We start from the raw sequence: 24,445 nt of genomic DNA on the forward strand, positions 1-24,445 counted from the left end.
TCAGGAGGGGGACCGTGATGTTGTCGACCGGACTGCCGCAAGGGTCGGTGCCCAAGCTGGAACGGCCCGGCCCGTTGCGCGACCGCGTCTACGAGGCGCTGCTCGAACTCATCACCACCCGTGCCCTCCAGCCGGGCCAGCACCTGGTCGAGAGCGAACTCGCCGGGCACCTCGGGGTCTCCCGCCAGCCGGTGCGTGAGGCATTGCAGCGGCTGAACACCGAGGGGTGGGTCGACCTGCGTCCCGCCCAGGGCGCGTTCGTGCACGAGCCGACGGAGGAGGAGGCCGACCAACTCCTCACCGTGCGTACGCTGCTGGAGGCCGAGGCGGCGCGCCTCGCCGCCGCCAACGCGGGGAGCGCCGGTATCGCCGCCCTGGAGGAGCTGTGCGCGGAGGGCGAGCGCGCAGTCTCCGCGGACGACGTGGACGGCGCGGTCGCGATGAACGCCCGTTTCCACGCGAAGGTGATGGAGCTCGCCGGCAACACCGTTCTCGCCGAGCTGGCCGCGCAGGTCGACCGGCGCGTCCGCTGGTACTACACGCCGGTCGCCCGGCAGCGCGGCCGGCAGTCCTGGATCGAGCACCGTGACCTCATCGCGGCGATCGCCGACCGTGACGAGCCGCGCGCCACTCAGGTCATGCGCACGCACACGGAGCACACGCGCAAGACGTACCACGAGCGGGAGAAGTAGCTCGGCCCGCCCGGAGCCGCCCGGAGCCCGCCCGGAGCCGGGCGGGACGACGGGCGCGCCCTCGGGACGTCCGCACCGCCCGGCCGCGCCTTCGGCCCAGGCGGCTCCGACAGCCGTACGTCGCCGCCGAGTCGAGGGTGCGCGTGGCGTCCGGCCGCGGTCCGTCCGGCTCCGACGGCTGTGCGGCGCCGGCGGCCGTACGGCGCCGTCGAGGTGAGGCTCGCGCGGTGGCCGACTTCGGTCGGTCCGGCCTCAACGGCTTTGCGCCACCACTGAGATGGCGGGTTACGTGACATCCGCCTCAGGCCCGTCCGGCCCCAACGTCTCTACGACGCCCCCGAGGTGATGGCCTGCGTGGCGGCCGGCCGTGGTCCGCGGGGTTCGGGCGGTGGCGGGCCGCCGCCCGGAAGGCGGCTCGCTCCCGTGGCCGGCGTTCGTCGCCGCGCCCCTTGCCCGGCGCCCATCGGCGCGCCCCCGGGCTCCCGCCCCCGCGGCATCCGGCTCCGATCCGCCCGGCCGCGTCAACAGCCTCACACCTCAGCCCCGTTGAAGACCGCGAGTGCGCCCCAGGCTCCTGCGGGGCGGTCCAGCGCGCCGCCCCCAAGGTGTTCCGCGCCGCGTCGCTCCGTCCGGGTCGTCACGTCCATGAGGCCGCCTCCAACACCCCGGCCACCAGGCGGAGTTCCCCTGAACTCCCCCTCTCAGACACCGCCTGGTGCCGGCCAGGGGGCGCGCCCATGTGCTGTCGGCAGCCTCCGCTTTGTCCTGTCAGTGGAAAAAGTTGAGAGCAATTCGTGCGTGACTTCTTCCCACTCCCGGCAGCCACTGCTACGTTCCCCTCGAAAGCGAGACCGGCGAAGTTGGCCGGATCGCGACGGACGCAGGCCGATTGAGGCGGGGAGGGGCTCGTGAGACGTATGACGGCACGACCTGCCAACGCGCACCAGGCTCGCCTGTTGCGCCTGCTGCGTGACGGAGGGCCCAACTCCCGCGCCCAGCTCGGGGATCAGATCGACCTCTCCCGGTCGAAGCTGGCCGTCGAGGTGGAACGGCTCCTGGAGACCGGGCTCGTGGTGGCCGACGGACTCGCCGCATCCCGCGGTGGCCGCCGGTCCCACAACATCCGGCTCGCACCGGCACTGCGCTTCCTCGGCGTCGACATCGGCGCCACCTCGATCGACGTGGCCGTCACCAACGCCGAGCTGGAGGTCCTGGGGCACATCAACCAGCCCATGGACGTCCGCGAGGGCCCGGTCGCGGTCTTCGAGCAAGTCCTGTCCATGGCGGCCAAGTTGCGCGCCTCGGGGCTCGCGGAAGGGTTCGACGGCGCCGGCATCGGCGTCCCCGGACCGGTCCGCTTCCCCGAGGGTGTCCCGGTCGCCCCGCCGATCATGCCCGGCTGGGACGGCTTTCCGGTCCGCGAGGCACTCAGCCAGGAACTCGGCTGCCCGGTCATGGTCGACAACGACGTGAACCTGATGGCCATGGGGGAGCAGCACGCGGGCGTCGCACGCTCCGTGGGCGACTTCCTCTGCGTCAAGATCGGTACCGGCATCGGCTGCGGCATCGTCGTCGGCGGCGAGGTCCACCGCGGTGCGACGGGCAGCGCCGGCGACATCGGCCACATCCAGGCCGTACCCGACGGCCGTCCGTGCGCCTGCGGCAACCGCGGTTGTCTGGAGGCACACTTCAGCGGCGCCGCGCTCGCCCGCGACGCCGTCGAGGCGGCCCAACAGGGCCTCTCGGCGGAGCTCGCCGCACGACTGGAGACGAACGGCGCACTGAGCGCCGTCGACGTCGCCGCCGCGGCCGCCGCGGGCGACGCCACCGCGCTCGACCTGATCCGCGAGGGCGGCAACCGCACCGGCCAGGTCATCGCCGGCCTGGTCAGCTTCTTCAACCCGGGCCTGGTGGTGATCGGCGGCGGGGTGACGGGTCTCGGCCACACCCTGCTCGCCGCGATCCGCACCCAGGTCTACCGCCAGTCGCTTCCCCTCGCGACCGGCAACCTCCCCATCGTCCTCGGCGAGTTGGGGCCCACCGCCGGAGTCATCGGCGCGGCCCGGCTCATCAGCGACCACCTGTTCTCACCCGCGTAGCCCACCACACCAGCACGCGTCACCAGCCGCACCATCGGCACGTGTCACCAGTACAGAGCCTTGCTTCGCCCTGCCCTGCCTGAAAGCGCTTGCTCGCACACGTCACGCCCTGAAACCGGTCCGCACGCCCGCCAAGGGGAACCGTCATGGCACCAGAACCACCGCTGCTCACCATGTCCGGCATCACCAAGTCGTTCCCCGGAGTCCGGGCCCTCGACGGAGTCGACCTCGACGTCCAGGCCGGCGAAGTGCACTGCCTGCTCGGCCAGAACGGTGCCGGGAAGTCCACCCTCATCAAGGTGCTGGCGGGCGCCCACCAGCCCGACGACGGCACCATCGGCTGGCGCGGCGCACCCGTCACCCTCAAGTCCCCGATCGCGGCCATGCGCCTCGGCATCGCCACCATCTACCAGGAACTCGACCTGGTGGAAGGCCTGTCGGTGGCCGAGAACGTCCACCTCGGACACGAACCCACCAGCGCGGGCTTCGTCGTACGGGGAAAGGCGGCGCGGTCGTCGACCGCCGCGCTGCTCAAGCGACTCGGCCACCCGGAGATCGATCCGGCACGGCTGGTCGGCGAGTTGTCGGCGGCACAGCAGCAGATCGTCTCCATGGCGCGGGCGCTGTCCCATGACGTGCGGCTCATCGTCATGGATGAACCGTCCGCCGCGCTCGACCCCGACGAGGTCGACAACCTCTTCCGCATCGTCGGCGACCTGACCGCGGAAGGCGTCGCCGTCGTCTACATCTCGCACCGCCTGGAGGAGATCCGCCGCATCGGCGACCGCGTGACCGTCCTGAAGGACGGACGTGCCGTGGCCGGCGGACTGCCCGCCAAGTCGACCCCGACCAGTGAGGTCGTGGCCCTGATGACGGGCCGCAACGTCGAGTACGTCTTCCCCGACCGCCCCTCCACACGGCCCCCCGGCGACCCCGTCCTCACGGTCCAAGGGCTGGCCCGCGAGGGGGAGTTCGAGTCACTGGACCTCGACCTGCGCCCCGGCGAGATCGTCGGCCTGGCCGGACTCGTCGGCTCCGGACGCTCCGAGATCCTGGAGACGATCTACGGAGCCCGCAGGCCGACGGCCGGGCGGATCAGCGTCGACGGACGGCCCCTGCGCCCCGGCAGCGTACGCGCGGCCGTCCGGGCCGGACTCGGTCTCGCCCCCGAGGAGCGCAAGGCACAGGCCCTGCTGATGCTGGAGTCCGTCACCCGCAACGTCTCGGTCTCCTCCATGTCCCGCTTCGCGCACGGCGGCTGGATCGACCGGCGTGCCGAGCGCGGCGCGGCCCGGGCGGCGACCCGCGAACTGTCGCTGCGCCCCGACAACCCCTCGGTGCCGGTGCGGACCCTCTCGGGCGGCAACCAGCAGAAGGCGGTCCTGGCGCGCTGGCTGCTGCGCGGCTGCCGGGTGCTGCTGCTGGACGAACCCACCCGGGGAGTCGACGTCGGAGCCCGCGCCGAGCTGTACGCGGTCATCCGCCGGCTCGCCGACGAAGGCCTCGCCGTCCTGCTGGTCTCCAGCGAAGTACCCGAGGTCCTGGGACTCGCCGACCGTGTGCTGGTGCTCCGAGAGGGACGCGTCGTGCACACGGCCCCCGCCCAGGAGCTCGACGAACACCGCGTACTCGACCTCGTCATGGAAGGGACATCATGACGCAGCCCGCGTCACCGCCCCGGCCCGGTGAAACCCTCAAGACATCGCCGCCCGACGGCATCGCATCATGGCGGACCCTCGCGGCCCGCGCCGACGTCCGCACCCTCTCGCTCCTCGGCGTGCTCGCCGCCCTGATCGTCATCGGCGGCATCACGAAGCCCGACGAGTTCCTCGACACCCGCAATCTCCAACTCGTCCTCACCCAGGCGTCCGTGATCGGTGTCGTCACCGTCGGCATGACCTTCGTGATCACCTCCGGCGGCATCGACCTGTCGGTCGGCGCGATCGTCGCGCTCTCCTCGGTCTGGGCGACGACCGTCGCCACCCAGGAGTACGGCTTCGCCGGCGTCCTGTTCACCGCGGTGCTCGTCGGCGTCGGCTGCGGTCTGGTCAACGGACTGCTCATCGCCTACGGCGCGATGGTCCCCTTCATCGCGACGCTCGCCATGCTCGCCTCGGCACGCGGTCTGGCCCTCCAGATCACGGACGGCAAGACGCAGATCGTCACCATCGACGGGATCCTGAAACTCGGCGAGCGCGACTCGTACGTGCTCGGCATACCGCCGCTGGTACTGGTCTTCGCCGTGGTCACCGTCATCGGCTGGCTGATCCTCAACCGCACCACCTTCGGGCGCCGCACGGTCGCCGTCGGCGGCAACGCGGAGGCGGCACGGCTCGCCGGCATCGACGTACGACGCCAGCGCCTGTACCTCTACCTGCTGTCCGGACTGTGCTGCGGCATCGCCGCGTTCCTGCTGATCATCCTGTCCGGATCCGGCCAGAACACCAACGGCAACCTCTACGAACTCGACGCCATCGCGGCCGCGATCATCGGCGGCACGCTGCTCAGCGGAGGCCGCGGCACCATCACCGGCTCCGTGCTCGGCGTGCTGATCTTCACGACGATCACCAACATCTTCGCGCTGAACAACCTCCAGAGCGACGTCCAGCAGATCGCCAAGGGCGCGATCATCGTCGCCGCGGTCCTGGTCCAGCGGCGCACAGCCAGCACGACCTGACACGAGAAGGGTCCACCGCCATGCCAGAACCCACCCGGCACACCAGCCGCAGAGGACTGCTCTTCGGGACCGCCGCCGCCTCGGCCGGTGCCCTCCTCGTCGGTTGCACCAGCAACGACACCAAGGACGAGAAGCCCGCCGCGAACAGCCAGCCGGCCGCCGACGACAAGCCCGGCAAGCACGTCACCATCGGCTTCGCCGGCCCGCAGGCCGACCACGGCTGGCTCAACGCCATCAACGACAACGCCAAGAGCCGGGCGAAGAAGTACTCGGACGTCACCCTGGAGATCACCGAGGGCTCCAACGACACCGCCGCGCAGATCGGCCAGATCGAGACACTGATCAACAAGAAGGTCGACGTCCTGGTCGTCCTGCCCGCCGACGGCAAGGCCCTCACCCAGGTCGGCCTCCAGGCGATGCGGGCGGGCATCCCCGTCATCAACCTCGACCGGATCTTCAACTCCCCGCAGGCGTACCGCTGCTGGATCGGCGGTGACAACTACGGCATGGGCCTCAACGCCGGCCACTACATCGGCGAGAAGCTCAAGGACAAGAAGGACGCCCGCGTCATCGAGCTCGCCGGGCTCGACAACCTGGAACTGACCAAGCAGCGCACCCAGGGCTTCGACGCCGCCCTCAAGAACTACCCGAACATCAAGAAGGTCGCCCGGCAGGCCGCCGAGTTCACCGTCGAGTCCGGGCAGGCCAAGATGGCCCAGCTCCTCCAGGCGCAGTCCAAGTTCGACGCCCTGTGGAACCACGACGACGACCAGGGCGTGGGCGCGCTGCGCGCCATCAAGCAGGCCGGACGCGACGACTTCCTCATGGTCGGCGGAGCCGGGGCGCTCTCCGCCTTCCAGGCCATCGACGCCGACAACAGCGTGCTGAAGGCCACCGTCCTCTACCCGCCGACCATGGCCGCCTCCGCGATCGACCTCGCCCGAGCGCTCGGCCAGGGCAAGGGCATCGGCGGACTCGCCGAGTTCGAGATCCCCGCCTCGCTCACGCTCTACTCGGCCGTCGTCGACAAGGACAACGTCAAGCAGTACATGGCCACCGGCTTCAAGTGAGGCGCCCCGCACCACGGGCCCGGCCCCCGGGCCGGGCCCCCACCCCCCACCGCGCCACGACGACGAGGAGGACATCCGCATGGGACAGCCGCACGAGCCCGACGAGGCAGGGACCGGGTCCGGAAAACCGGCCCTGGGCGTCGGCATGGTCGGATACGCGTTCATGGGCGCAGCCCACTCACAGGGCTGGCGCACCGTGGGCCGTGTCTTCGACCTGCCGCGCCGCCCGGTCCTCGCCGCCGTCTGCGGCCGTGACGGGCAGGCCGTGCGGGCCATGGCGGACCGGCACGGCTGGGCGGCGGCCGAGACCGACTGGCGCGCCCTGATCGCCCGGGACGACGTCGACCTCGTCGACATCTGCACCCCCGGCGACAGCCACGCCGAGATCGCCGTCGCCGCACTCGCCGCCGGCAAGCACGTGCTGTGCGAGAAGCCCCTCGCCAACACCGTCGAGGAGGCCGAGACGATGGCCGCCGCCGCGGCCGAGGCCCGCGAGCGCGGCCAGATGTCCATGGTCGGCTTCAACTACCGCCGGGTGCCCGCCACTTCGCTGGCCCGCTCGATGGTCGCCGAGGGACGGCTCGGCACCCTGCGGCACGTCAGGGTGACGTACCTTCAGGACTGGCTCGTGGACCCGGCGTTCCCGCTCACCTGGCGACTGCGCAAGGAGTACGCCGGTTCGGGGGCGCTCGGCGACCTGGGCGCGCACATCGTGGACCTCGCCCAGTACCTCGCGGGGGAGCCGCTCGTCGGGGTCTCCGCGCTCACCGAGACCTTCGTACGGCAGCGGCCGCTGCCGGCCGCGGCGTCGAGCGGGCTGGCCGCCGTGACGGACACGGGCGGCGTCGGCACCGTCACCGTCGACGACGCCGCCCTGTTCACCGCGCGCTTCGCCTCCGGTGCCCTCGCCTCCTTCGAGGCCTCCCGCTTCGCCACCGGGCGCAAGAACTCCCTGCGCATCGAACTCAACGGCGAGCACGGCTCGTTGGCCTTCGACCTGGAACGGCTCAACGAACTCTCGTACCACGACCACACCGAACCCGGCACCCACGCGGGCTTCCGCCGCATCCTGGTCACCGAACCCGAACACCCCTACCTGGACGCCTGGTGGCCGCCCGGTCACGGCCTCGGCTACGAGCACACGTTCGTGCACCAGGCCCGCGACCTCGTGCACGCCATCGCCGCGGGCCGCCCCCCGGTCCCGTCCTTCGCCGACGGGCTGCAGGTGCAGCGCGTGCTCGCGGCGGTGGAGGAGAGCGCCGAGAAGAACTCCGTCTACACACCCATCGCGGTCTGAGGAGGCCCCCGGTCATGCCGCGCACGTTCACGCTCTTCACCGGCCAGTGGGCGGACCTGCCCCTCGAGGAGGTCTGCCGGCTCGCCCGCGAGTTCGGCTACGACGGTCTCGAACTCGCTTGCTGGGGAGACCACTTCGAGGTCGACAAGGCCCTCGCGGACCCGGCGTACATCGACTCCCGGCACGCGCTCCTCGACAAGTACGGCCTGAAATGCTGGGCGATCTCCAACCACCTGGTCGGCCAGGCCGTCTGCGACGCCATCATCGACGAACGCCACCAGGCCATCCTGCCCGCCCGGATCTGGGGCGACGGCGAACCCGAGGGCGTGCGGCAGCGGGCCGCGGCCGAGATGGCCGACACCGCCCGGGCGGCCTCCGCCTTCGGCGTCGACACCGTGATCGGCTTCACCGGCTCAGCGATCTGGCACCTCGTCGCCATGTTCCCGCCCGCACCCGAGTCGATGATCGAGCGCGGCTACGAGGACTTCGCGACCCGCTGGAACCCCATCCTCGACGTGTTCGACGCACAGGGCGTGCGCTTCGCGCACGAGGTCCACCCCAGCGAGATCGCCTACGACTACTGGACCACCCACAAGGCCCTGGCCGCCGTCGGCAACCGGCCGGCCTTCGGCCTGAACTTCGACCCCTCCCACTTCGTGTGGCAGGACCTCGACCCGGTCGGCTTCCTCTACGACTTCCGCGACCGGATCTACCACGTCGACTGCAAGGAGGCCCGCAAGCGGCTCGACGGACGCAACGGCCGGCTCGGCTCGCACCTGCCCTGGGGAGACCCGCGGCGCGGCTGGGACTTCGTCTCCGCCGGGCACGGTGACGTCCCCTGGGAGGACGTCTTCCGGATGCTGCGCTCCATCGACTACACCGGCCCCGTCTCGGTCGAGTGGGAGGACGCCGGGATGGACCGGCTCCAGGGCGCACCCGAAGCCCTGGCCCGCCTCAAGGCGTACGACTTCGAGCCGCCGTCGGCCTCGTTCGACGCGGCGTTCGGCGGCAACGACTAGCCGCGCCGGCCCGCGCGGGGCCGGTACGACCAGGCCGCACCGGCCCGCCACGGGCCGACGTGACCGGTTCGCACCGGCCCACGGCGGACCGGTGTGAACGACCAGGCCGCACGGCCCACGGCGGACGGTGTGACCAGGCCCGCACCGGCCCACAGCGGACGGTGTGACCAGGCCGCACCGGCCCGCCACGGGCCGGCCCGGCCGCATCGCACCGGCCCGCACGGGCCGAGGTGAGCAGGCTCGTCCCGGGCCCGGACCGGCCGGGAACGACCAGGCCGTCCGGCCCGCACGGGCCGGAGCGAACGGCCGCACCGGCCCCGCGCGGACCGGAGACGAGCAGGCCGTTCCGGCCCCGCCAGGGACCGTAACGCCAGGCCCGACCCGGCCCCGAACGGGGACCGGCGTCAGGCCGACCGGCCCCGCACGGGGCCGCCCAGAGAGTTCCGGGGTGACGGCGCACCCCGGCGTCCCGCACACACCCGTACGACCGGCCCCTTCATGGAGGCATTTCGTGCACCCGAACGTCCGAAACAGGAAGAACACACGCACCAGAGCGAACAAGAGCCACTCAAGGCGTCCCAGACTGCGCGGGACGCTCGCCCTGCTGAGCGGCGCGCTCCTCGCCGCCGCCTCCCTCACGCTCACGACACCCCCGGCCGGCGCAGCCGTCGCCGACGCGGGGACCGCCGCCGAGGACTTCCAGCAAGTCACCCTCGCCAAGGGCGAGCCCGAGGTCGGCGAACCGATGTCCCTCGCCGTCCTCCCGGACCGCTCCGTCCTGCACACCTCGCGCGACGGTGAACTCCGTCTCACCGACGCGGCGGGCAACACCAAGATCGCGGGCAAGCTCGACGTGTACAGCCACGACGAGGAAGGCCTCCAGGGCGTCGGCATCGACCCCGGCTTCAGCGACAACCGCTTCATCTACCTCTACTACGCCCCGCCCCTGGACACGCCCGCCGGCGACGCCCCGGAGACCGGCACGGCCGCGGACTTCGCCCCCTTCGACGGCGTCAACCGCCTCTCGCGCTTCGTCCTCAAGACCGACGGAACCCTCGACGCGGCCAGCGAGAAGAAGATCCTCGACGTCCAGACCTCCCGCGGCATCTGCTGCCACGTCGGCGGCGACATCGACTTCGACGCGGCCGGCAACCTCTACCTGTCGACCGGCGACGACTCCAACCCCTTCCAGTCGGACGGCTTCACGCCCATCGACGAGCGTGCCGACCGCAACCCCGCGTTCGACGCCCAGCGCTCGGCCGGCAACACCAACGACCTGCGCGGCAAGATCCTGCGCATCAAGGTGAACGCCGACGGCTCCTACTCCATCCCCGAGGGCAACCTCTTCGCGCCGGGCACGGACAAGACGCGCCCCGAGATCTACGCGATGGGCTTCCGCAACCCGTTCCGCTTCAGCGTCGACAAGAAGACGGGCATCGTCTACGTCGGTGACTACGGCCCCGACGCGGGCGCGGCCGACCCGGCACGCGGCCCCGGCGGACAGGTCGAGTTCGCGCGGGTCACCGAGGCCGGCAACTTCGGCTGGCCCTACTGCACCGGCAAGAACGACGCCTACGTCGACTACGACTTCGGGACCAAGGCCTCCGGCGCGACGTTCGACTGCGCCGCACCGAAGAACACCTCGCCCCACAACACCGGCCTCACCGACCTGCCCCCGGCGCAGCCCGCCTGGATCCCGTACGACGGCGCGTCCGTCCCGGAGTTCGGCAGCGGCTCGGAGTCCCCGATGGGCGGCCCGGTCTACCACTACGACGCCTCGCTCGACTCGCCCGTGAAGTTCCCCGAGGCCTACGACGGCAACTTCTTCGCCGGTGAGTTCGGCCGCCGCTGGATCAAGCGGATCGTCGAGGACGGCAGCGGCACCGTGCAGTCGATCAACGACGTGCCGTGGACCGGCACCCAGGTGATGGACATGGCGTTCGGACCCGACGGCGCCCTGTACGTCCTGGACTACGGCACCGCCTGGTTCGGCGGCGACGAGAACTCCGGCCTCTACCGCATAGAGAACGCCACCGACGGACACTCGCCCGTGGCGCAGGCCGCGGCCGACCGCACCTCCGGCCAGGCCAAGCTCAAGGTGAGCTTCTCCTCGGCCGGTTCGACGGACGCCGACGGCGACGCCCTCACCTACAGCTGGGACTTCGGCGACGGCGGCAAGTCCACCGCCGCGAACCCGACGCACAAGTACACGAAGAACGGCACCTACACGGCGACGGTGACCGCCAAGGACCCGGGCGGACGCACCGGAAGCGCGAGCGTGCAGATCGTCGTCGGCAACACCGCGCCCAAGGTGACGGTGGAACTGCCCCGCGACGGCGAGCTGTTCAGCTTCGGCGACCCCGTGCCGTTCAAGGTGAAGGTCACCGACCCCGAGGACGGCACCACGATCGACTGCTCGAAGGTGAAGGTCACCTTCATCCTCGGCCACGACAGCCACGGCCACCCGCTCACCTCGGCGAACGGCTGCTCCGGCACCCTCCAGACCAGCGCCGACGGCGGCCATGACGACGACGCCAACATCTTCGGAGTCCTCGACGCCGAGTACACCGACGGCGGAGGCGGCGGCCAGGCCGCGCTGACCACCCACGACCGCAACGTGCTCCAGCCCAGGCACCGTCAGGCCGAGCACTACAACGACTCCTCCGGTGTCACCCTCCAGTCGAAGACCAGCGCCCACGGCGGCCGCACGGTCGGCGACATCAACAACGGCGACTGGATCTCCTTCACCCCGTACGTCCTCGACAAGGCCACCAAGATCACGGCACGTGTCTCGTCCGCCGGATCCGGCGGCACCCTCCAGGTCCGGGCGGGCTCCCCGACCGGCCGGCTCCTGGGCAGCGCGACCGTGCCCGTGACCGGCAGCTGGGACACCTTCCAGGACGTCACCGCGAACCTCGCGGGCGCGCCGCGCGGCACCACCACGCTGTACCTCGTCTTCAAGGGGAGCGGCACCGGAGCGCTCTACGACGTGGACGACTTCACCTTCACGACGAGCTGACGGAAGGGGTGACGGACATGCGCGCATCCGCACGGATGCTGACCGCGGGCGCCGCTGCCGCCCTGCTGCTCGGCTGTGTGTCGGGACCCGCCGCGTCCAAGGGCGCGGACGGCAAGCGAGTCCTCGTCTTCTCCAAGACGGCGGGCTTCCGGCACGACTCGATCCCCGAGGGGATCGCGGCCGTACGCGATCTGGGCACGGAGGGCGGCTTCGCCGTCGACGCCACCGAGGACGCGGGAGCCTTCACCGCCCGCAACCTCGCCCGGTACGACGCCGTGGTGTTCCTGTCCACCACGGGTGACGTCCTCGACGGCCCCCAGCAGAGCGCCTTCGAGAAGTACATCAAGAAGGGAGGCGGCTACGTGGGCATCCACGCGGCCGCCGACACCGAGTACGACTGGGCCTTCTACGGCGGCCTCGCGGGCGCCTACTTCCAGTCGCACCCGGCGATCCAGCCGGCGACGGTGAACGTCGAGGACCGGGCACACCCGGCCACCTCGGAGCTGCCGCAGGCCTGGGACCGCACCGACGAGTGGTACAACTACCGCTCCGATCCGCGCGATCGGGCGCACATCCTGGCCTCGCTCGACGAGTCGTCGTACACCGGCGGCACGATGAACGGCGACCATCCGATCGCCTGGTGCCAGGAGTACCAGGGCGGCCGCGCCTTCTACACCGGCGGCGGTCACACCAAGGAGTCGTACGCCGAACCCGCCTTCCGCCATCACCTGCTGGGCGGAATCCGCTATGCCATCGGGGCCGCACAGGCCGACTGCCGCCCGGAGAACGGCTACCGGCCGCTCTTCGACGGCACGGCCGACTCCCTGGCGGCGTGGAAGCAGGCGGGACCGGGCTCCTTCTCCCTCTCGGACGACGGCACGCTCACGTCGTCCGGCGGGCTGGGGATGCTCTGGTACGCCGGGTCCGCGTTCCGGTCCTACTCGCTGAAGCTGGACTGGAAGGTGGCCGGGGACGACAACTCCGGTGTCTTCGTGGGCTTCCCGGCCTCCGACGACCCGTGGTCGGCCGTCGACAACGGCTACGAGGTCCAGATCGACGCGACCGACGCCCCCGACCGCACCACCGGCGCCGTGTACAGCTTCCAGTCCGCCGATCTCGGCAAGCGCGACCGCGCGCTGAACCCGCCGGGGGAGTGGAACACGTACGAGATCCGGGTCGAGGGCGAACGGCTCCGGGTCTGGCTCAACGGCGTCAAGGTCAACGATTTCACCAACACCGATCCGGTACGGAGCCTGCGCGACGGGCACGTCGGCATCCAGAACCACGGAGCCGACGACCAGGTGTCCTTCCGTGACGTACGGATCAAGGAACTGCCCACGAAGTCCCCCGCACAAGGGGCTTCGCCGGGCGACTGAGCGGCGGCGGGCGGGAGACGCCGTACTCCCGCCCGCCGTCCCCCATCCACTTCCACCGGTCCTCCCGGCCCATTCCGTTCCCGGGATCTCCGGCTTCTTCCGGCTGACGTACGACAAGGAGGCTGCCCATGTCCGCGTCCCTTTCCGCCCCAAGGGTGGGGGTGTGGCTGATCGGAGCTCGCGGCTCCGTCGCCACCACCGTCATCGCGGGCTGCGCCGCCGTGACCGCCGGCCTGCACACCCCCACGGGCATGGTGACCGAGACCGACGTCTTCACCGGCAGCGGCCTGCCCGCCCTGTCGTCCCTCGTCTTCGGCGGCCATGACACGGTGGACTGTCCGCTCCCCAAGCGGGCGGAGGCCCTCGCCGCCGGAGGTGTGCTCCCGCACGGCCTGCCCTCGGCGATCGCCGCCGAACTGGAGGCCGCCGACCGGGAGATCCGCCCGGGCGGGCCCACCCCCGGCGACACCCGCGCACCGGACGAGCTCATCGACGCCTTCGCCACGGACATGCGGGACTTCGTCCGCCGCCGCGGCCTGGACCGGGCGGTCGTCGTGAACGTGGCCTCCACGGAGCCCGCCCGGCCGGGTGCCATGCCGCCGAGCTCGCTGTACGCGGCGGCAGCCCTGCGGGCCGGCTGCCCGTATGTGAACTTCACCCCCTCCACCGGCCTGCACCACCCGGCGCTGACCGCGCCGGCCGAGTCCAGCGGACTGCCGTACGCGGGCCGTGACGGCAAGACCGGTCAGACGCTGCTGCGCTCGGTGCTCGGCCCGATGTTCGCCCAGCGCGCGCTGTCGGTCCGCGCCTGGTCCGGCACGAACCTCCTGGGCGGAGGCGACGGAGCGGCCCTCGCCGACCCGGCCGCCGCCGCGGCCAAGAACGCCGGCAAGGAGCGGGTGCTCGCGGACACCCTCGGCGCGGCCCCCGACGGCGAGACCCACATCGACGACGTCCCCGTCCTCGGTGACTGGAAGACCGCCTGGGACCACATCGCCTTCGACGGCTTCCTCGGCACCCGGATGATCCTCCAGACCACCTGGCAGGGCTGCGACTCGGCGCTCGCGGCGCCCCTGGTCCTCGACCTGGCCCGCATCACGGCCCGCGCGCACGAAGCCGGCCTCTCCGGTCCGCTGAGCGAACTCGGCTTCTACTTCAAGGACCCGGTCGGCGACGGCCCTTCGTCCCTGGGCGAGCAGTACGCGGCCCTGGCCGCCCTCGCCACCCGCCTCCGCCCGCTCCCCGAGGAGACCCGGTGAACCTCCGCGCACTCGGAACACGACGGTCGCCCCGACGCCATGGGCCGGCCGAGGAGCCTCGGCCGACCGGGGAGAGCCCGTCGGGCGAGGGGCTTTCGTCCGGCGGGGAGAGCCGGTCGGGCGAGGGGCTTCCGTCCGGCGGGGGGAGCCGGTCGGGCGAGGGGCTTCCGTCCGGCGGGGGGAGCCGGTCGGTCAGGGAGAGTCCGGCGGCGGGCGGGAGCTCGTCGGCTGAGGGCTGCCGATCGTCCGGGGCGAGCCAGTCGGCCGAGGGCGAGGGTTCTCGGTCGGGCGAGGGGGCCTGGCGGGGGGAAGCGTCACGGCCGGCCGGTTACAACCGAGCTACAGGCGAGGGCCCAGCGGAACGGGAGCCCCGGTCGGCGGGCGAGTCGCCGTCGGCAGGTGAGTCCCGGACGCGAGAGGCCTCCCGGTCGGCGGGCGAGTCCCGGGGGACCGGGCGGAGCCGCTCGGCAGGCGATGGCTGTGAGGCGAGGGATGGCCGAGGGGCTGGCGACGGCCGAGGGGCTGGCGACGGCCGAGGGGCTGGCGACGGCCGAGGGGCTGGCGACGGCCGAGGGGCCGGGGCGGGCACGCGGCCCGGCGGAGCCCGGTCGAGAGGGCCCGGCGAGGCGCGGCCGAGCAGGCGCGCGCGGGTGCGTGCCTGGGCCGAACTGCTGCGCCTGCCCGCCCTGTTCACCGTCCCCGGTGACGCCCTCGCGGGCGCCGCCGCCATCGGCGCCCGCCCGAACTCCCGCACCCTGCTCGCCGTCGGCTCCTCCGTCTGCCTGTACGAGGCGGGCATGGCCCTCAACGACTGGGCCGACCGTGCCGAGGACGCCGTGGAACGCCCGCACCGCCCGCTGCCCTCCGGCCGTGTACGCCCGGCGGCGGCACTCGCGGCGGCGGGAGCCCTGACGGCCGCGGGGCTCGCCCTGGCGTCCCGCGCGGGCCGTCCCTCCCTCGCCGTCGCCGCTCCGCTCGCGGCCACCGTCTGGGCCTACGACCTCTTCCTCAAACACACCCCCGCCGGGCCCGCCGCGATGGCCGCCGCCCGCGGACTGGACGTCCTCCTCGGGGCATCGGCCACCGCCGGACCGGGCGGACCCGCCGGACCGGACGGACCCGCCGGACCGACCGGACGCACCGCACTGACGGGACTGGCCGGCCCGGGGAAACCCGCCGGCCCTGCCGGCCCTGCCGGCCCTGCCGGACCTGCTGGACCCGCCGGACCTGCCGGCCCCGCCGGACCCGCTGGACGAACCGGACTGGCCGGATTGGCCGGACTTGTCGAACTGGTCGGACTGGCCGGACTGAGGAAACCCGCCGAACCCGCCGGACGATCCGGACCGTCCGGCCCCGTCGTTCCGGCCGACCGCGGGGGCAGCCGTGGTGGCCCACGGCCCGGCCGGACGGCCGCCGTCACGCACGGCACCGGCGACCGCCACGCCACCGCGGCCCGGCGCGCCCTCCCCTCCGCCATCGCCCTGGCCACGCACACGCTCGCCGTGACGACGGTGTCCCGCGGGGAGACACAGGGCGGTTCGCCGGTGGCACCGCTGGCCGCGCTGGCCACGACGGGCGCGCTGGCCTGGAGCCTGACGAGCCGTCCGGCCCCCGGGGCGGGACGGGCGGGCGGTGGCCGGGGCCCGGCGGGGTCGGCGCCTTCGCCCTCCGCAGCCGTGTCCGCCCCGACGGACACCCTGCGCACGGCTCTCACCCTCGCCTACGCGGCGACGTCGGCCCGCCCTCTCTTCCACGCGGCCCTGAACCCCTCACCCCCACTCGTCCAACGAGCCGTCGGCGGGGGCATCCGCGCCATGATCCCGCTCCAGGCCACCCTCGCCGCCCGCGCGGGCGCGCCCGTCACCGCTCTGCTGACCGCCGCCCTCGCACCGGCGGCCCGCAGGTTCGCGAAGAAGGTGAGCGTCACATGACATCGAGCCCCGGCCCGGCCGGCACCCCCGCCGCCCCCGTCCTCCGCTTCGGCTACGGCACCAACGGCCTCGCCGACCTCCGTCTCGACGACGCCCTCGCACTCCTCGCCGACCTGGGCTACGACGGCGTGGGCCTGACCCTCGACCACATGCACCTCGACCCGCTCGCCCCGGACCTGGCCGCCCGCACCGCGCGGGTGGCCCGCACCCTCGCGGCGCGCGGCCTCTCCGTCACCGTGGAGACCGGCGCGCGCTACGTCCTCGACCCACGGCGCAAACACGGGCCCTCGCTCCTCGACCCGGACCCGGGCGACCGCGCACGCCGGGTCGACCTGCTCCTCCGGACCGTGCGCGTCGCCGCGGACCTCGGCGCCCACGCCGTGCACTGCTTCAGCGGCGTCACCCCGTCCGGCACGGACGAGGACACCGCCTGGAAGCGTCTCGCGGAGGCACTCGCACCCGTCGTCGAGACGGCCACCCGCGCGGGTGTGCCGCTCGCCGTCGAACCCGAACCCGGTCATCTGCTCTCCTCCCTCGCCGACTTCCACCGGCTGCGCGACGCGCTCGGCGACCCGGCCGCCCTCGGACTCACCCTCGACATCGGCCACTGCCAGTGCCTCGAACCCCTGCCCCCCGCCGACTGCGTGCGCGCCGCCGCACCGTGGCTGCGCCACGTCCAGATCGAGGACATGCGCCGCGGCATCCATGAACACCTCCCCTTCGGCGACGGCGAGATCGACTTCCCGCCGGTGCTCGAAGCACTGGCCGCCACCGGCTACCAGGCCCTGACCGTCGTCGAACTGCCCCGCCACTCCCACGCGGGCCCGCACTTCGCCGCACAGTCCCTTCCGTTCCTCCACCGCGCGGCCCGGGCGATCCCCGAGAGCCCCGAAGGGAGAACCCCGTGAACCACCCGAACCGCACCCAGGACGGCCGGTCCGGCCCGCACGCCCAGGACACCCGCCGGGGGCGAGGTGCCCCCGCCGCCCTGACGGCCCGGCACGCCCGCCTCAACAGCCGCCTGCGCCCGGACGCCCGCGCCTGGTTCGACCGCGCCCTCGGCGAAGCCGCGGACCACCCCGGCACCCACGGCCCGATCTCCACCTGGGAGCTGCGGATAGCGGAGGCCGGACGCCGGTGCGGGCCCGAGCACTCGGACGACGCCCGCGTGCTCCTGCTGTACGCGGCCCGCGCCGACCTGGACGCCCTCACGCGCGTCTACCGGCAGGGCACCGCCGCCGAACGCCTCGCCGTCCTGCACGTGCTGCCCCATCTGGTGGACGGCCCCGACGCGCTGCCCCTCGTCGAGGACGCCCTGCGCACCAACGACACCCGGCTGCTCGCGGCGGCCGTCGGCCCGTACGCCGCACGGCACCTGCCGGCACACCACTGGCGCCACGCCGTCCTCAAGTGCCTGTTCACCGGCGTACCCGTCGACGAGGTCGCGGACCTGCCCCGGCGTGCCCGCGCCGACACCGAACTGGCCCGCATGCTCGGCGACTACGCCGACGAACGCACCGCGGCGGGCCGTCCCGTGCCCGAAGACCTGTACCGCGTCCTGGCCCTGACCGAGCCCACGGCAACCCCCACCGGCACGTCCGGAGGCCCCGGCGCCTCCGGTGCGACCGGCACGTCCGGCAAGGAGTCCTGATGCGCATCTTCGACCCCCACATCCACATGACGTCACGGACCACCGACGACTACGAGGCGATGCACGCGGCGGGTGTCCGCGCCGTGGTCGAGCCCGCCTTCTGGCTCGGACAGCCCCGCACCTCACCGGCCTCCTTCCTCGACTACTTCGACTCGCTCCTCGGCTGGGAGCCCTTCCGCGCGGCGCAGTACGGCATCGCCCACCACTGCACCATCGCCCTCAACCCCAAAGAGGCGAACGATCCCCGCTGCGTCCCCGTCCTCGACGAACTGCCCCGCTATCTCGTCAAGGACCAGGTCGTGGCCGTGGGCGAGATCGGCTACGACTCGATGACCCCGGCGGAGGACACCGCGCTCGCGGCACAGCTCCAGCTCGCCGCCGACCACGAGCTGCCCGCACTCGTCCACACCCCGCACCGCGACAAGCTGGCCGGCCTGCGCCGCACCCTGGACGCCGTCCGCGAGTCCGCCCTGCCGGTGGACCGGGTCCTCGTCGACCACCTCAACGAGACCACCGTCAAGGAGGCCAAGGACAGCGGCTGCTGGCTGGGCTTCTCCGTCTATCCCGACACCAAGATGGACGAGGAACGGATGGTCGCCGTCCTGCGCGCCTACGGCCCGGAGAAGGTGCTCGTCAACTCGGCCGCGGACTGGGGGAGAAGCGATCCCCTCAAGACCCGCCGGGTCGGCGAGGCCCTGCTGCGGGCCGGATTCGACGACGACGACGTGGACCGCGTGCTGTGGCGCAACCCGGTCGCCTTCTACGGGCTCAGCGGGCGGCTGTCCCTCGACGTGACCGCCGCGGAAGCCACCCACGAAGGCAACTCCATCCTCCGCGGCGGGGAGTGACCGATGCGCTTCCGCCACCCGGACGGCTCCACCGTCCACCTCGCCTACTGCACCAACGTCCACCCCGCCGAAACCCTCGACGGCGTCCTCACGCAGCTGCGCGACCACTGCGAACCGGTGCGCCGCCGCCTGGGCCGGGACCGCCTCGGCATCGGCCTGTGGCTGGCCAGGGACGCCGCCCGCACCCTGGTCACCGACCCGTCCGCACTGCGCGGCCTGCGCACCGAACTCGACCGCCGAGGCCTCGAGGTCGTCACCCTCAACGGCTTCCCGTACGAGGGCTTCGGCGCCGAGGAGGTCAAGTACCGCGTCTACCGGCCGGACTGGGCCGACCCCGAGCGACTGGTCCACACCACCGCCCTGGCCCGCGTCCTCGCCCAGCTGCTGCCCGACGACGTCACCGAGGGCAGCGTCTCCACCCTGCCGCTCGCCTGGCGCACCGTGTACGACGACGACCGTGCGCGGGCCGCCCGCACCGCGCTCAGCACGCTCGCCGAACGCCTCGACGCGCTGCACGAACTCACCGGCCGCTCCATCCGCGTCGGCCTGGAGCCCGAGCCGGGCTGCACCGTCGAGACCACCGCCGACGCCGTGGCCCCGCTCACCGCGATCGGCCACGACCGCATCGGCATCTGCGTCGACACCTGCCACCTCGCCACCTCCTTCGAAGACCCGGACACCGCCCTGGACACGCTCGCCCGGTCCGGCGTCCGCGTCGTCAAGTCCCAGCTCTCGGCCGCCCTGCACGCCGAACACCCCCACCTCCCCGACGTCCGCAAGGCCCTCGCCGCCTTCGACGAACCCCGCTTCCTGCACCAGACCCGCACCCGGACCGCGGCCGGCCTGCGCGGCACCGACGACCTCGGCGAAGCCCTGACGGGCGAGGCCCTGCCCGACGCCGCCCCCTGGCGCGCCCACTTCCACGTCCCGCTGCACGCGGCCCCAGCCGCACCCCTCACCTCCACCCTCCCCGTGCTCCAGGCCGCGCTGACCCGCCTCGTCGGCGGCCCGCACCCGCTCACCCACCACCTGGAGGTCGAGACCTACACCTGGCAGGCCCTCCCGCCCGAGCTGCGGCCCCGTGCCCGCGCTCAGCTCGCCGATGGCATCGCCGCCGAACTCACCCTCGCCCGCGACCTGTTGACGGACCTCGGCCTCAAGGAGCTGCCGTGACCCAGCCGTCGGTACCGACACCGCAGCCCGAGCGCGTGGCCGAGCAGCCCCGTCCCACCCCGCTGCTCGTCCTCGACGTCGTGGGCCTCACCCCCCGTCTCCTCGACCACATGCCGCACCTCAAGGCCCTCGGCCAGTCGGGCTCCCGCGCCCACCTGGGCACCGTGCTGCCCGCCGTGACCTGCGCGGCCCAGTCCACCTTCCTCACCGGCGCCCACCCCAGCGAGCACGGCATCGTCGGCAACGGCTGGTACTTCCGCGAGCTCGGCGACGTACTCCTGTGGCGCCAGCACAACGGCCTGGTGTCCGGGGACAAGCTGTGGGACGCCGCCCGGCGCGCACACCCCGGCTACACCGTCGCCAACATCTGCTGGTGGTACGCCATGGGCGCCGACACCGACATCACCGTCACCCCCCGTCCCGTCTATTACGCCGACGGCCGCAAGGAACCCGACTGCTACACCCGGCCGCCCGCCCTGCACGACGAACTCACCGAGCGACTGGGCACATTCCCCCTCTTCCACTTCTGGGGGCCCGGCGCCGGCCTCGTCTCCAGTCGCTGGATCATCGACGCGACCCGCCACGTCAACCGCACCCGGCGGCCGGACCTGACCCTGTGCTACCTCCCTCATCTCGACTACGACCTGCAACGCTTCGGACCCGACGACCCGCGCTCCCTGAAGGCCGCCGCCGACCTCGACGCGGCGATGGCACCCCTGCTCGACGACGCGAGGGCCGAGGGCCGCACCGTCGTCGCGCTCTCCGAGTACGGGATCACGCGCGCGGACCGCCCCGTCGACATCAACCGAGCCCTGCGCCGGGCAGGGCTCCTCGAAGTGCACACCCAGGACGGCATGGAGTACCTCGACCCGATGGCGTCCCGTGCCTTCGCGGTCGCCGACCACCAGATCGCCCATGTCTATGTGCGGCGCCCCGAGGACATGGAGGCCACGAAGGCGGCGCTGGACGGTCTGCCCGGCATCGAGCGGCTCCTCGACGACGAGGGCAAGAAGGCCCACCACCTCGACCATCCGCGCTCCGGGGAACTCGTCGCCGTCGCGGAGCCGGACGCCTGGTTCACGTACTACTACTGGCTCGACGACGCCCGCGCGCCCGACTTCGCGCAGCTCGTCGAGATCCACCGCAAACCCGGTTACGACCCGGTCGAGCTCTTCATGGATCCCCTCGACCCCTACGTCAAGGTGAAGGCGGCCACGGCGCTGGCACGCAAGAAGCTGGGCATGCGCTACCGCATGGCGGTCGTGCCGCTGGACCCCTCACCTATTCGCGGCAGCCACGGCCGCCTCCCCCTGAGCGACGACGAAGGTCCGCTCATCCTCTGCTCCACCCCCCGCGCAGTCACCGGCCGCGTCGCGGCCACCGAAGTGAAATCCCTGCTGCTCGACCTGGCCGGCCTCACCTGACGGGGCCTCACGAGCCGTGACGAGCAACTACAGAAAGTGAACCACGCGCCACTGACAACGCGTCCCGCGCACCCCTGACGCACGACCGCCGTGCGTCAGGGACGCCCTGCCCACGGAACGCGGCGATCACGCGCACGAGCAGCAGACCTCCGGCACCCGACCCAGCTGAACACCGACCCGAAAGAGAGACACCGTGACCGCGTTCAACGACGAATCCGGAACCGGCGAGGCCCTGCGCCGCACCCTCGGCGTCAGCCGCCGCCGGTTCCTCAGCACCTGCACCGCCGCCGCGACCGCGGCGATCGCCGCCCCCGTCATCGGCGCCTCGCCCGCCCTCGCCCAGGAGCGGGGCAGAGGCGGGGACCAGGGCGGCGACGTCCTCGTGCCCGCGAACAAGCGGGGCATCATCCTCTACACCGTCCGTGACGCGACGGGCCGTGACCCGCTCTCCACCGACCTGCCCTCGGGCTTCCGCGAGGTCTTCGCGCAGCTCTCGCGCTTCGGCTACCGGCAGGTGGAGTTCGCCGGATACGGCCAGCACGCCAACGCCCCCGGCGGAGCCAACCTGGAGTCCGTGGAGGGCGCCAAGCTGCTGCGTTCCTGGCTCGACGAGTACGGACTGCGGGCCCAGGGCAACCACGGCTTCATACCCTCGTCCTGGCCCTTCACCACGCCCGACCTGGACACCTTCAAGAAGCATCTGGAGATCGCCAACATCCTCGGCATGGACCACATGGGCACCGGCGGCGACCCCACCGGCAGCGCCTACCGCGCCGACTGGGACGTGGCCGCGGACAAGTGGAACGCGCTCGGCGAGATCGCCCGCCGCGCCGGCCTCAAGCTGTACACCCACAACCACGACGCGGCCTACGGCTTCCTGCTCGACGGGGGCCCGCTGGACGCCCAGGGCCGCCCGACCCGCAGTTCCGGCATCCGCAAGCTGGAGTACTTCCTGAAGGTCACCGACCCGAAGGTGGTCTGGCTGGAGATGGACATCTTCTGGGCACACGTGGCCCAGTACAAGTTCCACACCTACACCGCCCACGACGGCTCCACCCGGGAGAAGGTCTTCGACCCGGCGGGACTCGTCGTGCGCAACAACAAGCGCTACCCGCTCTTCCACGCGAAGGACGGCACGGTCAACACCACGAACGGCATGGGCTACGACATGGTGCCCTTCGGCACCGGCGTCATCGACTACACCACGTTCTTCTCGCGCGTCGGGGCCCGCAACTACCACAACCCGATGGTCGAGCAGGACAACGCCCCGAGCGGCACCGACCCGGCCCAGTCGCTGAACCACGCGAAGATCGGGTACGACAACATCGCGGCCCTGCGCAAGTGCCGCTGACGCACCGGCGTCCCGGCGACGGGCGCCCCTGAGCCAGGAGCAGCGCATCAGGCGGCCCTCCCCACAACGCACCACGTGGGGAGGGCCGCCTGATCCGTGCTCGGTACCGTGCTCGTCTCCCGCCCGCCGGCGAGGCCGGCCGGGAGACGGTCCGTCAACCCGCGGGCTGCGGCGTCGGCGTCAGGACGTCGCTGTCGCGTCCGGGCTGTCGCAGCAGCAACGCGATCGCCGCCGCCACCATCGAGATACCGCCGGCCAGCGCGTACGCGCCGTTGTAGCCCCAGGCGGCGACCACCATCGAGCCGAGCCCGCCGCCGAACAGGCCGCTGATCAGCTTGCCGCTGTACACCAGCCCGTAATTCGTGGCGTTGTAGTTCTCGCCGAAGTAGTCCGGGGTCAGCGCCGCGAACATCGGGTAGAAGGCGCCGCCGCCGAAACCGGAGAGGAAGGCGAAGAACAGGAACAGCCACTCGCTCTTCATGTCGCCCGCCCAGATCACTCCGAACTGCGCGAGCCCCAGGACCACGATGACGAACACCAGGGTCATCTTGCGGCCCCAGGTGTCGGACAGCCAGCCCACGACCGCCCGTCCGATGCCGTTGATGACGGCCATGATGCCCATGGAGGACGCCGCGACCAGCGGGCCGAAGCCGACCTCCTTGGCGAAGTCGACCTGGAAGGAGATCCCGAAGATCGACACGCCCGCGGTCATGACCAGGGTGATCCACATCAAGGGGAGCACCCCCGACCTGATGGCCTCCTTGGGTGTGTACTGCTTCACCGCGGGAGGGTTCTTGGCCAGGCTGGCGGCCGACTTGGCGTCGCCGCCGTGGGTCAGCGGGTCGATGTCGGCGGGCCACCAGTTCTTCGGTGGGTCCTTGAAGAAGAACGCGCAGGACAGCACGACGATCATCACGTAGCAGCCGATGAGGTCCAGGACGCGGTGGTAGTTCCCGGTGTCGAACGCGTAGTTGAAGATGAAGATGAACGGCAGGGAGCCGTAGGCGAATCCGCCGTTGACGAACCCCGTCCTGGCGCCCCGGCGCTCCGGGAACCACTTGCCGACCATGTTGATGCAGGTCGCGTAGACGAGGCCGGAGCCGATGCCGCCGACGACACCGAAGCCGAGGATCGCCAGGAGGACGTTGCTCAGGTGCGAGAGGGCGAGGAAGCCGATCACGCACATGCCCGCGCCGAGGTACATCGCCTTGCGGGCGGTGAGGATGCCCTTCTCCCGCATCCAGCCCGCGGGGAAGGCCACGCCCGCCTGGAAGAAGACCCAGACGCTGAGGATCCAGAAGGTGTTGCTCTGCGTCCAGCCGTGCGCGTGGGACAGGGTGTCCTCGGCGGAGCCGTACGCGTACTCGAAGACGCTGATGGCCATCATGGCGACCCACGGGAGGTACACCATGAACTTGCGGGAGTGTCCGAGGATGTCCCGGTCGGTCTCGCCGATCCGGTAGATGCGGCCCCGGGCGTCGGTGACTTCACGGTACGAGCGGTTCGAGGCGCCGGCGCCGGCCGGTGAGCCCTGTGCGGCGATGCGTTCCGTCGTCATG

Annotated in this window: 18 protein-coding genes; 17 read left to right on the plus strand and 1 reads right to left on the minus strand. The window is 72.2% G+C overall.

Features of this window, described 5'->3' with window-relative positions; all coding sequences use genetic code 11:
* Nucleotides 1-17 precede the first annotated feature (17 nt).
* The 17 genes from ACSYGO_RS36690 (at nt 18) to ACSYGO_RS36770 (ending at nt 22,886) form a co-directional block, all read left to right on the plus strand.
* Nucleotides 18-692 (plus strand): GntR family transcriptional regulator, encoded by a 675-nt coding sequence (locus tag ACSYGO_RS36690; RefSeq protein WP_426681643.1) that lies wholly within the window; start codon nt 18-20, stop codon nt 690-692.
* Between the two features lie 917 nt (nt 693-1,609).
* Nucleotides 1,610-2,791, plus strand: a complete 1,182-nt coding sequence (locus ACSYGO_RS36695; RefSeq protein WP_426681622.1) for an ROK family transcriptional regulator — start codon at nt 1,610-1,612, stop codon at nt 2,789-2,791.
* Between the two features lie 146 nt (nt 2,792-2,937).
* The gene (locus tag ACSYGO_RS36700) at nt 2,938-4,449 is read left to right on the plus strand and encodes a sugar ABC transporter ATP-binding protein (RefSeq protein ID WP_432174130.1); all 1,512 of its coding nucleotides are present in this window, start codon (nt 2,938-2,940) and stop codon (nt 4,447-4,449) included.
* Nucleotides 4,446-5,468 (plus strand): ABC transporter permease, encoded by a 1,023-nt coding sequence (locus ACSYGO_RS36705; protein ID WP_028801782.1) that lies wholly within the window; start codon nt 4,446-4,448, stop codon nt 5,466-5,468. Before ACSYGO_RS36700 ends, ACSYGO_RS36705 begins: the two co-directional genes overlap by 4 nt.
* 20 nt (nt 5,469-5,488) lie before the next feature.
* On the plus strand, nt 5,489-6,538 hold the full coding sequence (locus ACSYGO_RS36710; RefSeq protein WP_095937686.1) for a substrate-binding domain-containing protein: 1,050 nt from the start codon (nt 5,489-5,491) through the stop codon (nt 6,536-6,538).
* Nucleotides 6,539-6,617: 79 nt separating this feature from the next.
* Nucleotides 6,618-7,835, plus strand: coding sequence for a Gfo/Idh/MocA family protein (locus tag ACSYGO_RS36715; protein ID WP_426681620.1), 1,218 nt, complete (start codon nt 6,618-6,620; stop codon nt 7,833-7,835).
* Between the two features lie 14 nt (nt 7,836-7,849).
* Nucleotides 7,850-8,854, plus strand: coding sequence for a sugar phosphate isomerase/epimerase family protein (locus ACSYGO_RS36720; RefSeq protein ID WP_095937688.1), 1,005 nt, complete (start codon nt 7,850-7,852; stop codon nt 8,852-8,854).
* A 511-nt stretch (nt 8,855-9,365) separates the two neighbouring features.
* The gene (locus ACSYGO_RS36725; protein WP_432174129.1) at nt 9,366-11,873 is read left to right on the plus strand and encodes a PQQ-dependent sugar dehydrogenase; all 2,508 of its coding nucleotides are present in this window, start codon (nt 9,366-9,368) and stop codon (nt 11,871-11,873) included.
* A 17-nt stretch (nt 11,874-11,890) separates the two neighbouring features.
* The gene (locus tag ACSYGO_RS36730) at nt 11,891-13,249 is read left to right on the plus strand and encodes a ThuA domain-containing protein (RefSeq protein ID WP_432174128.1); all 1,359 of its coding nucleotides are present in this window, start codon (nt 11,891-11,893) and stop codon (nt 13,247-13,249) included.
* Nucleotides 13,250-13,377: 128 nt separating this feature from the next.
* Nucleotides 13,378-14,508 carry an inositol-3-phosphate synthase gene (locus ACSYGO_RS36735; protein WP_432174127.1) on the plus strand — a complete coding sequence of 377 codons (1,131 nt, stop codon included), beginning with the start codon at nt 13,378-13,380 and terminating at the stop codon, nt 14,506-14,508.
* A gap of 650 nt (nt 14,509-15,158) precedes the next feature.
* Nucleotides 15,159-16,439, plus strand: a complete 1,281-nt coding sequence (locus ACSYGO_RS36740) for a UbiA family prenyltransferase (protein ID WP_460389219.1) — start codon at nt 15,159-15,161, stop codon at nt 16,437-16,439.
* On the plus strand, nt 16,436-17,347 hold the full coding sequence (locus tag ACSYGO_RS36745; RefSeq protein ID WP_432174125.1) for a sugar phosphate isomerase/epimerase family protein: 912 nt from the start codon (nt 16,436-16,438) through the stop codon (nt 17,345-17,347). The genes ACSYGO_RS36740 and ACSYGO_RS36745 overlap by 4 nt, the downstream gene beginning before the upstream one ends.
* Nucleotides 17,344-18,090 carry an EboA domain-containing protein gene (locus ACSYGO_RS36750; RefSeq protein ID WP_432174124.1) on the plus strand — a complete coding sequence of 249 codons (747 nt, stop codon included), beginning with the start codon at nt 17,344-17,346 and terminating at the stop codon, nt 18,088-18,090. The genes ACSYGO_RS36745 and ACSYGO_RS36750 overlap by 4 nt, the downstream gene beginning before the upstream one ends.
* The gene (locus ACSYGO_RS36755) at nt 18,090-18,938 is read left to right on the plus strand and encodes a TatD family hydrolase (RefSeq protein WP_359503853.1); all 849 of its coding nucleotides are present in this window, start codon (nt 18,090-18,092) and stop codon (nt 18,936-18,938) included. Before ACSYGO_RS36750 ends, ACSYGO_RS36755 begins: the two co-directional genes overlap by 1 nt.
* Before the next feature lie 3 nt (nt 18,939-18,941).
* Complete coding sequence (gene eboE, locus ACSYGO_RS36760) at nt 18,942-20,111, plus strand: metabolite traffic protein EboE (protein ID WP_426681613.1); 1,170 nt, start codon at nt 18,942-18,944, stop codon at nt 20,109-20,111.
* Nucleotides 20,108-21,535 (plus strand): alkaline phosphatase family protein, encoded by a 1,428-nt coding sequence (locus ACSYGO_RS36765; protein WP_460389223.1) that lies wholly within the window; start codon nt 20,108-20,110, stop codon nt 21,533-21,535. The genes eboE and ACSYGO_RS36765 overlap by 4 nt, the downstream gene beginning before the upstream one ends.
* Nucleotides 21,536-21,728: 193 nt before the next feature.
* Complete coding sequence (locus ACSYGO_RS36770; RefSeq protein WP_426681611.1) at nt 21,729-22,886, plus strand: sugar phosphate isomerase/epimerase family protein; 1,158 nt, start codon at nt 21,729-21,731, stop codon at nt 22,884-22,886.
* A 154-nt stretch (nt 22,887-23,040) separates the two neighbouring features.
* Here ACSYGO_RS36770 and ACSYGO_RS36775 read toward each other — a convergent pair whose 3' ends face one another.
* Nucleotides 23,041-24,444 carry an OFA family MFS transporter gene (locus tag ACSYGO_RS36775; RefSeq protein ID WP_432174122.1) on the minus strand — a complete coding sequence of 468 codons (1,404 nt, stop codon included), beginning with the start codon at nt 24,442-24,444 and terminating at the stop codon, nt 23,041-23,043.
* Between the last annotated feature and the right edge of the window lies 1 nt (nt 24,445).

The sequence above is a fragment of the Streptomyces krungchingensis genome (assembly GCF_054729265.1).

Coding starts and splice junctions, on each gene's coding strand:
- ACSYGO_RS36690 (WP_426681643.1), top strand. CDS start 18: ATGTTGTCGACCGGACTGCCGCAAGGGTCGGTGCCCAAGCTGGAACGG.
- ACSYGO_RS36695 (WP_426681622.1), top strand. CDS start 1,610: ATGACGGCACGACCTGCCAACGCGCACCAGGCTCGCCTGTTGCGCCTG.
- ACSYGO_RS36700 (WP_432174130.1), top strand. CDS start 2,938: ATGGCACCAGAACCACCGCTGCTCACCATGTCCGGCATCACCAAGTCG.
- ACSYGO_RS36705 (WP_028801782.1), top strand. CDS start 4,446: ATGACGCAGCCCGCGTCACCGCCCCGGCCCGGTGAAACCCTCAAGACA.
- ACSYGO_RS36710 (WP_095937686.1), top strand. CDS start 5,489: ATGCCAGAACCCACCCGGCACACCAGCCGCAGAGGACTGCTCTTCGGG.
- ACSYGO_RS36715 (WP_426681620.1), top strand. CDS start 6,618: ATGGGACAGCCGCACGAGCCCGACGAGGCAGGGACCGGGTCCGGAAAA.
- ACSYGO_RS36720 (WP_095937688.1), top strand. CDS start 7,850: ATGCCGCGCACGTTCACGCTCTTCACCGGCCAGTGGGCGGACCTGCCC.
- ACSYGO_RS36730 (WP_432174128.1), top strand. CDS start 11,891: ATGCGCGCATCCGCACGGATGCTGACCGCGGGCGCCGCTGCCGCCCTG.
- ACSYGO_RS36735 (WP_432174127.1), top strand. CDS start 13,378: ATGTCCGCGTCCCTTTCCGCCCCAAGGGTGGGGGTGTGGCTGATCGGA.
- ACSYGO_RS36745 (WP_432174125.1), top strand. CDS start 16,436: ATGACATCGAGCCCCGGCCCGGCCGGCACCCCCGCCGCCCCCGTCCTC.
- ACSYGO_RS36755 (WP_359503853.1), top strand. CDS start 18,090: ATGCGCATCTTCGACCCCCACATCCACATGACGTCACGGACCACCGAC.
- eboE (WP_426681613.1), top strand. CDS start 18,942: ATGCGCTTCCGCCACCCGGACGGCTCCACCGTCCACCTCGCCTACTGC.
- ACSYGO_RS36775 (WP_432174122.1), bottom strand. CDS start 24,444: ATGACGACGGAACGCATCGCCGCACAGGGCTCACCGGCCGGCGCCGGC.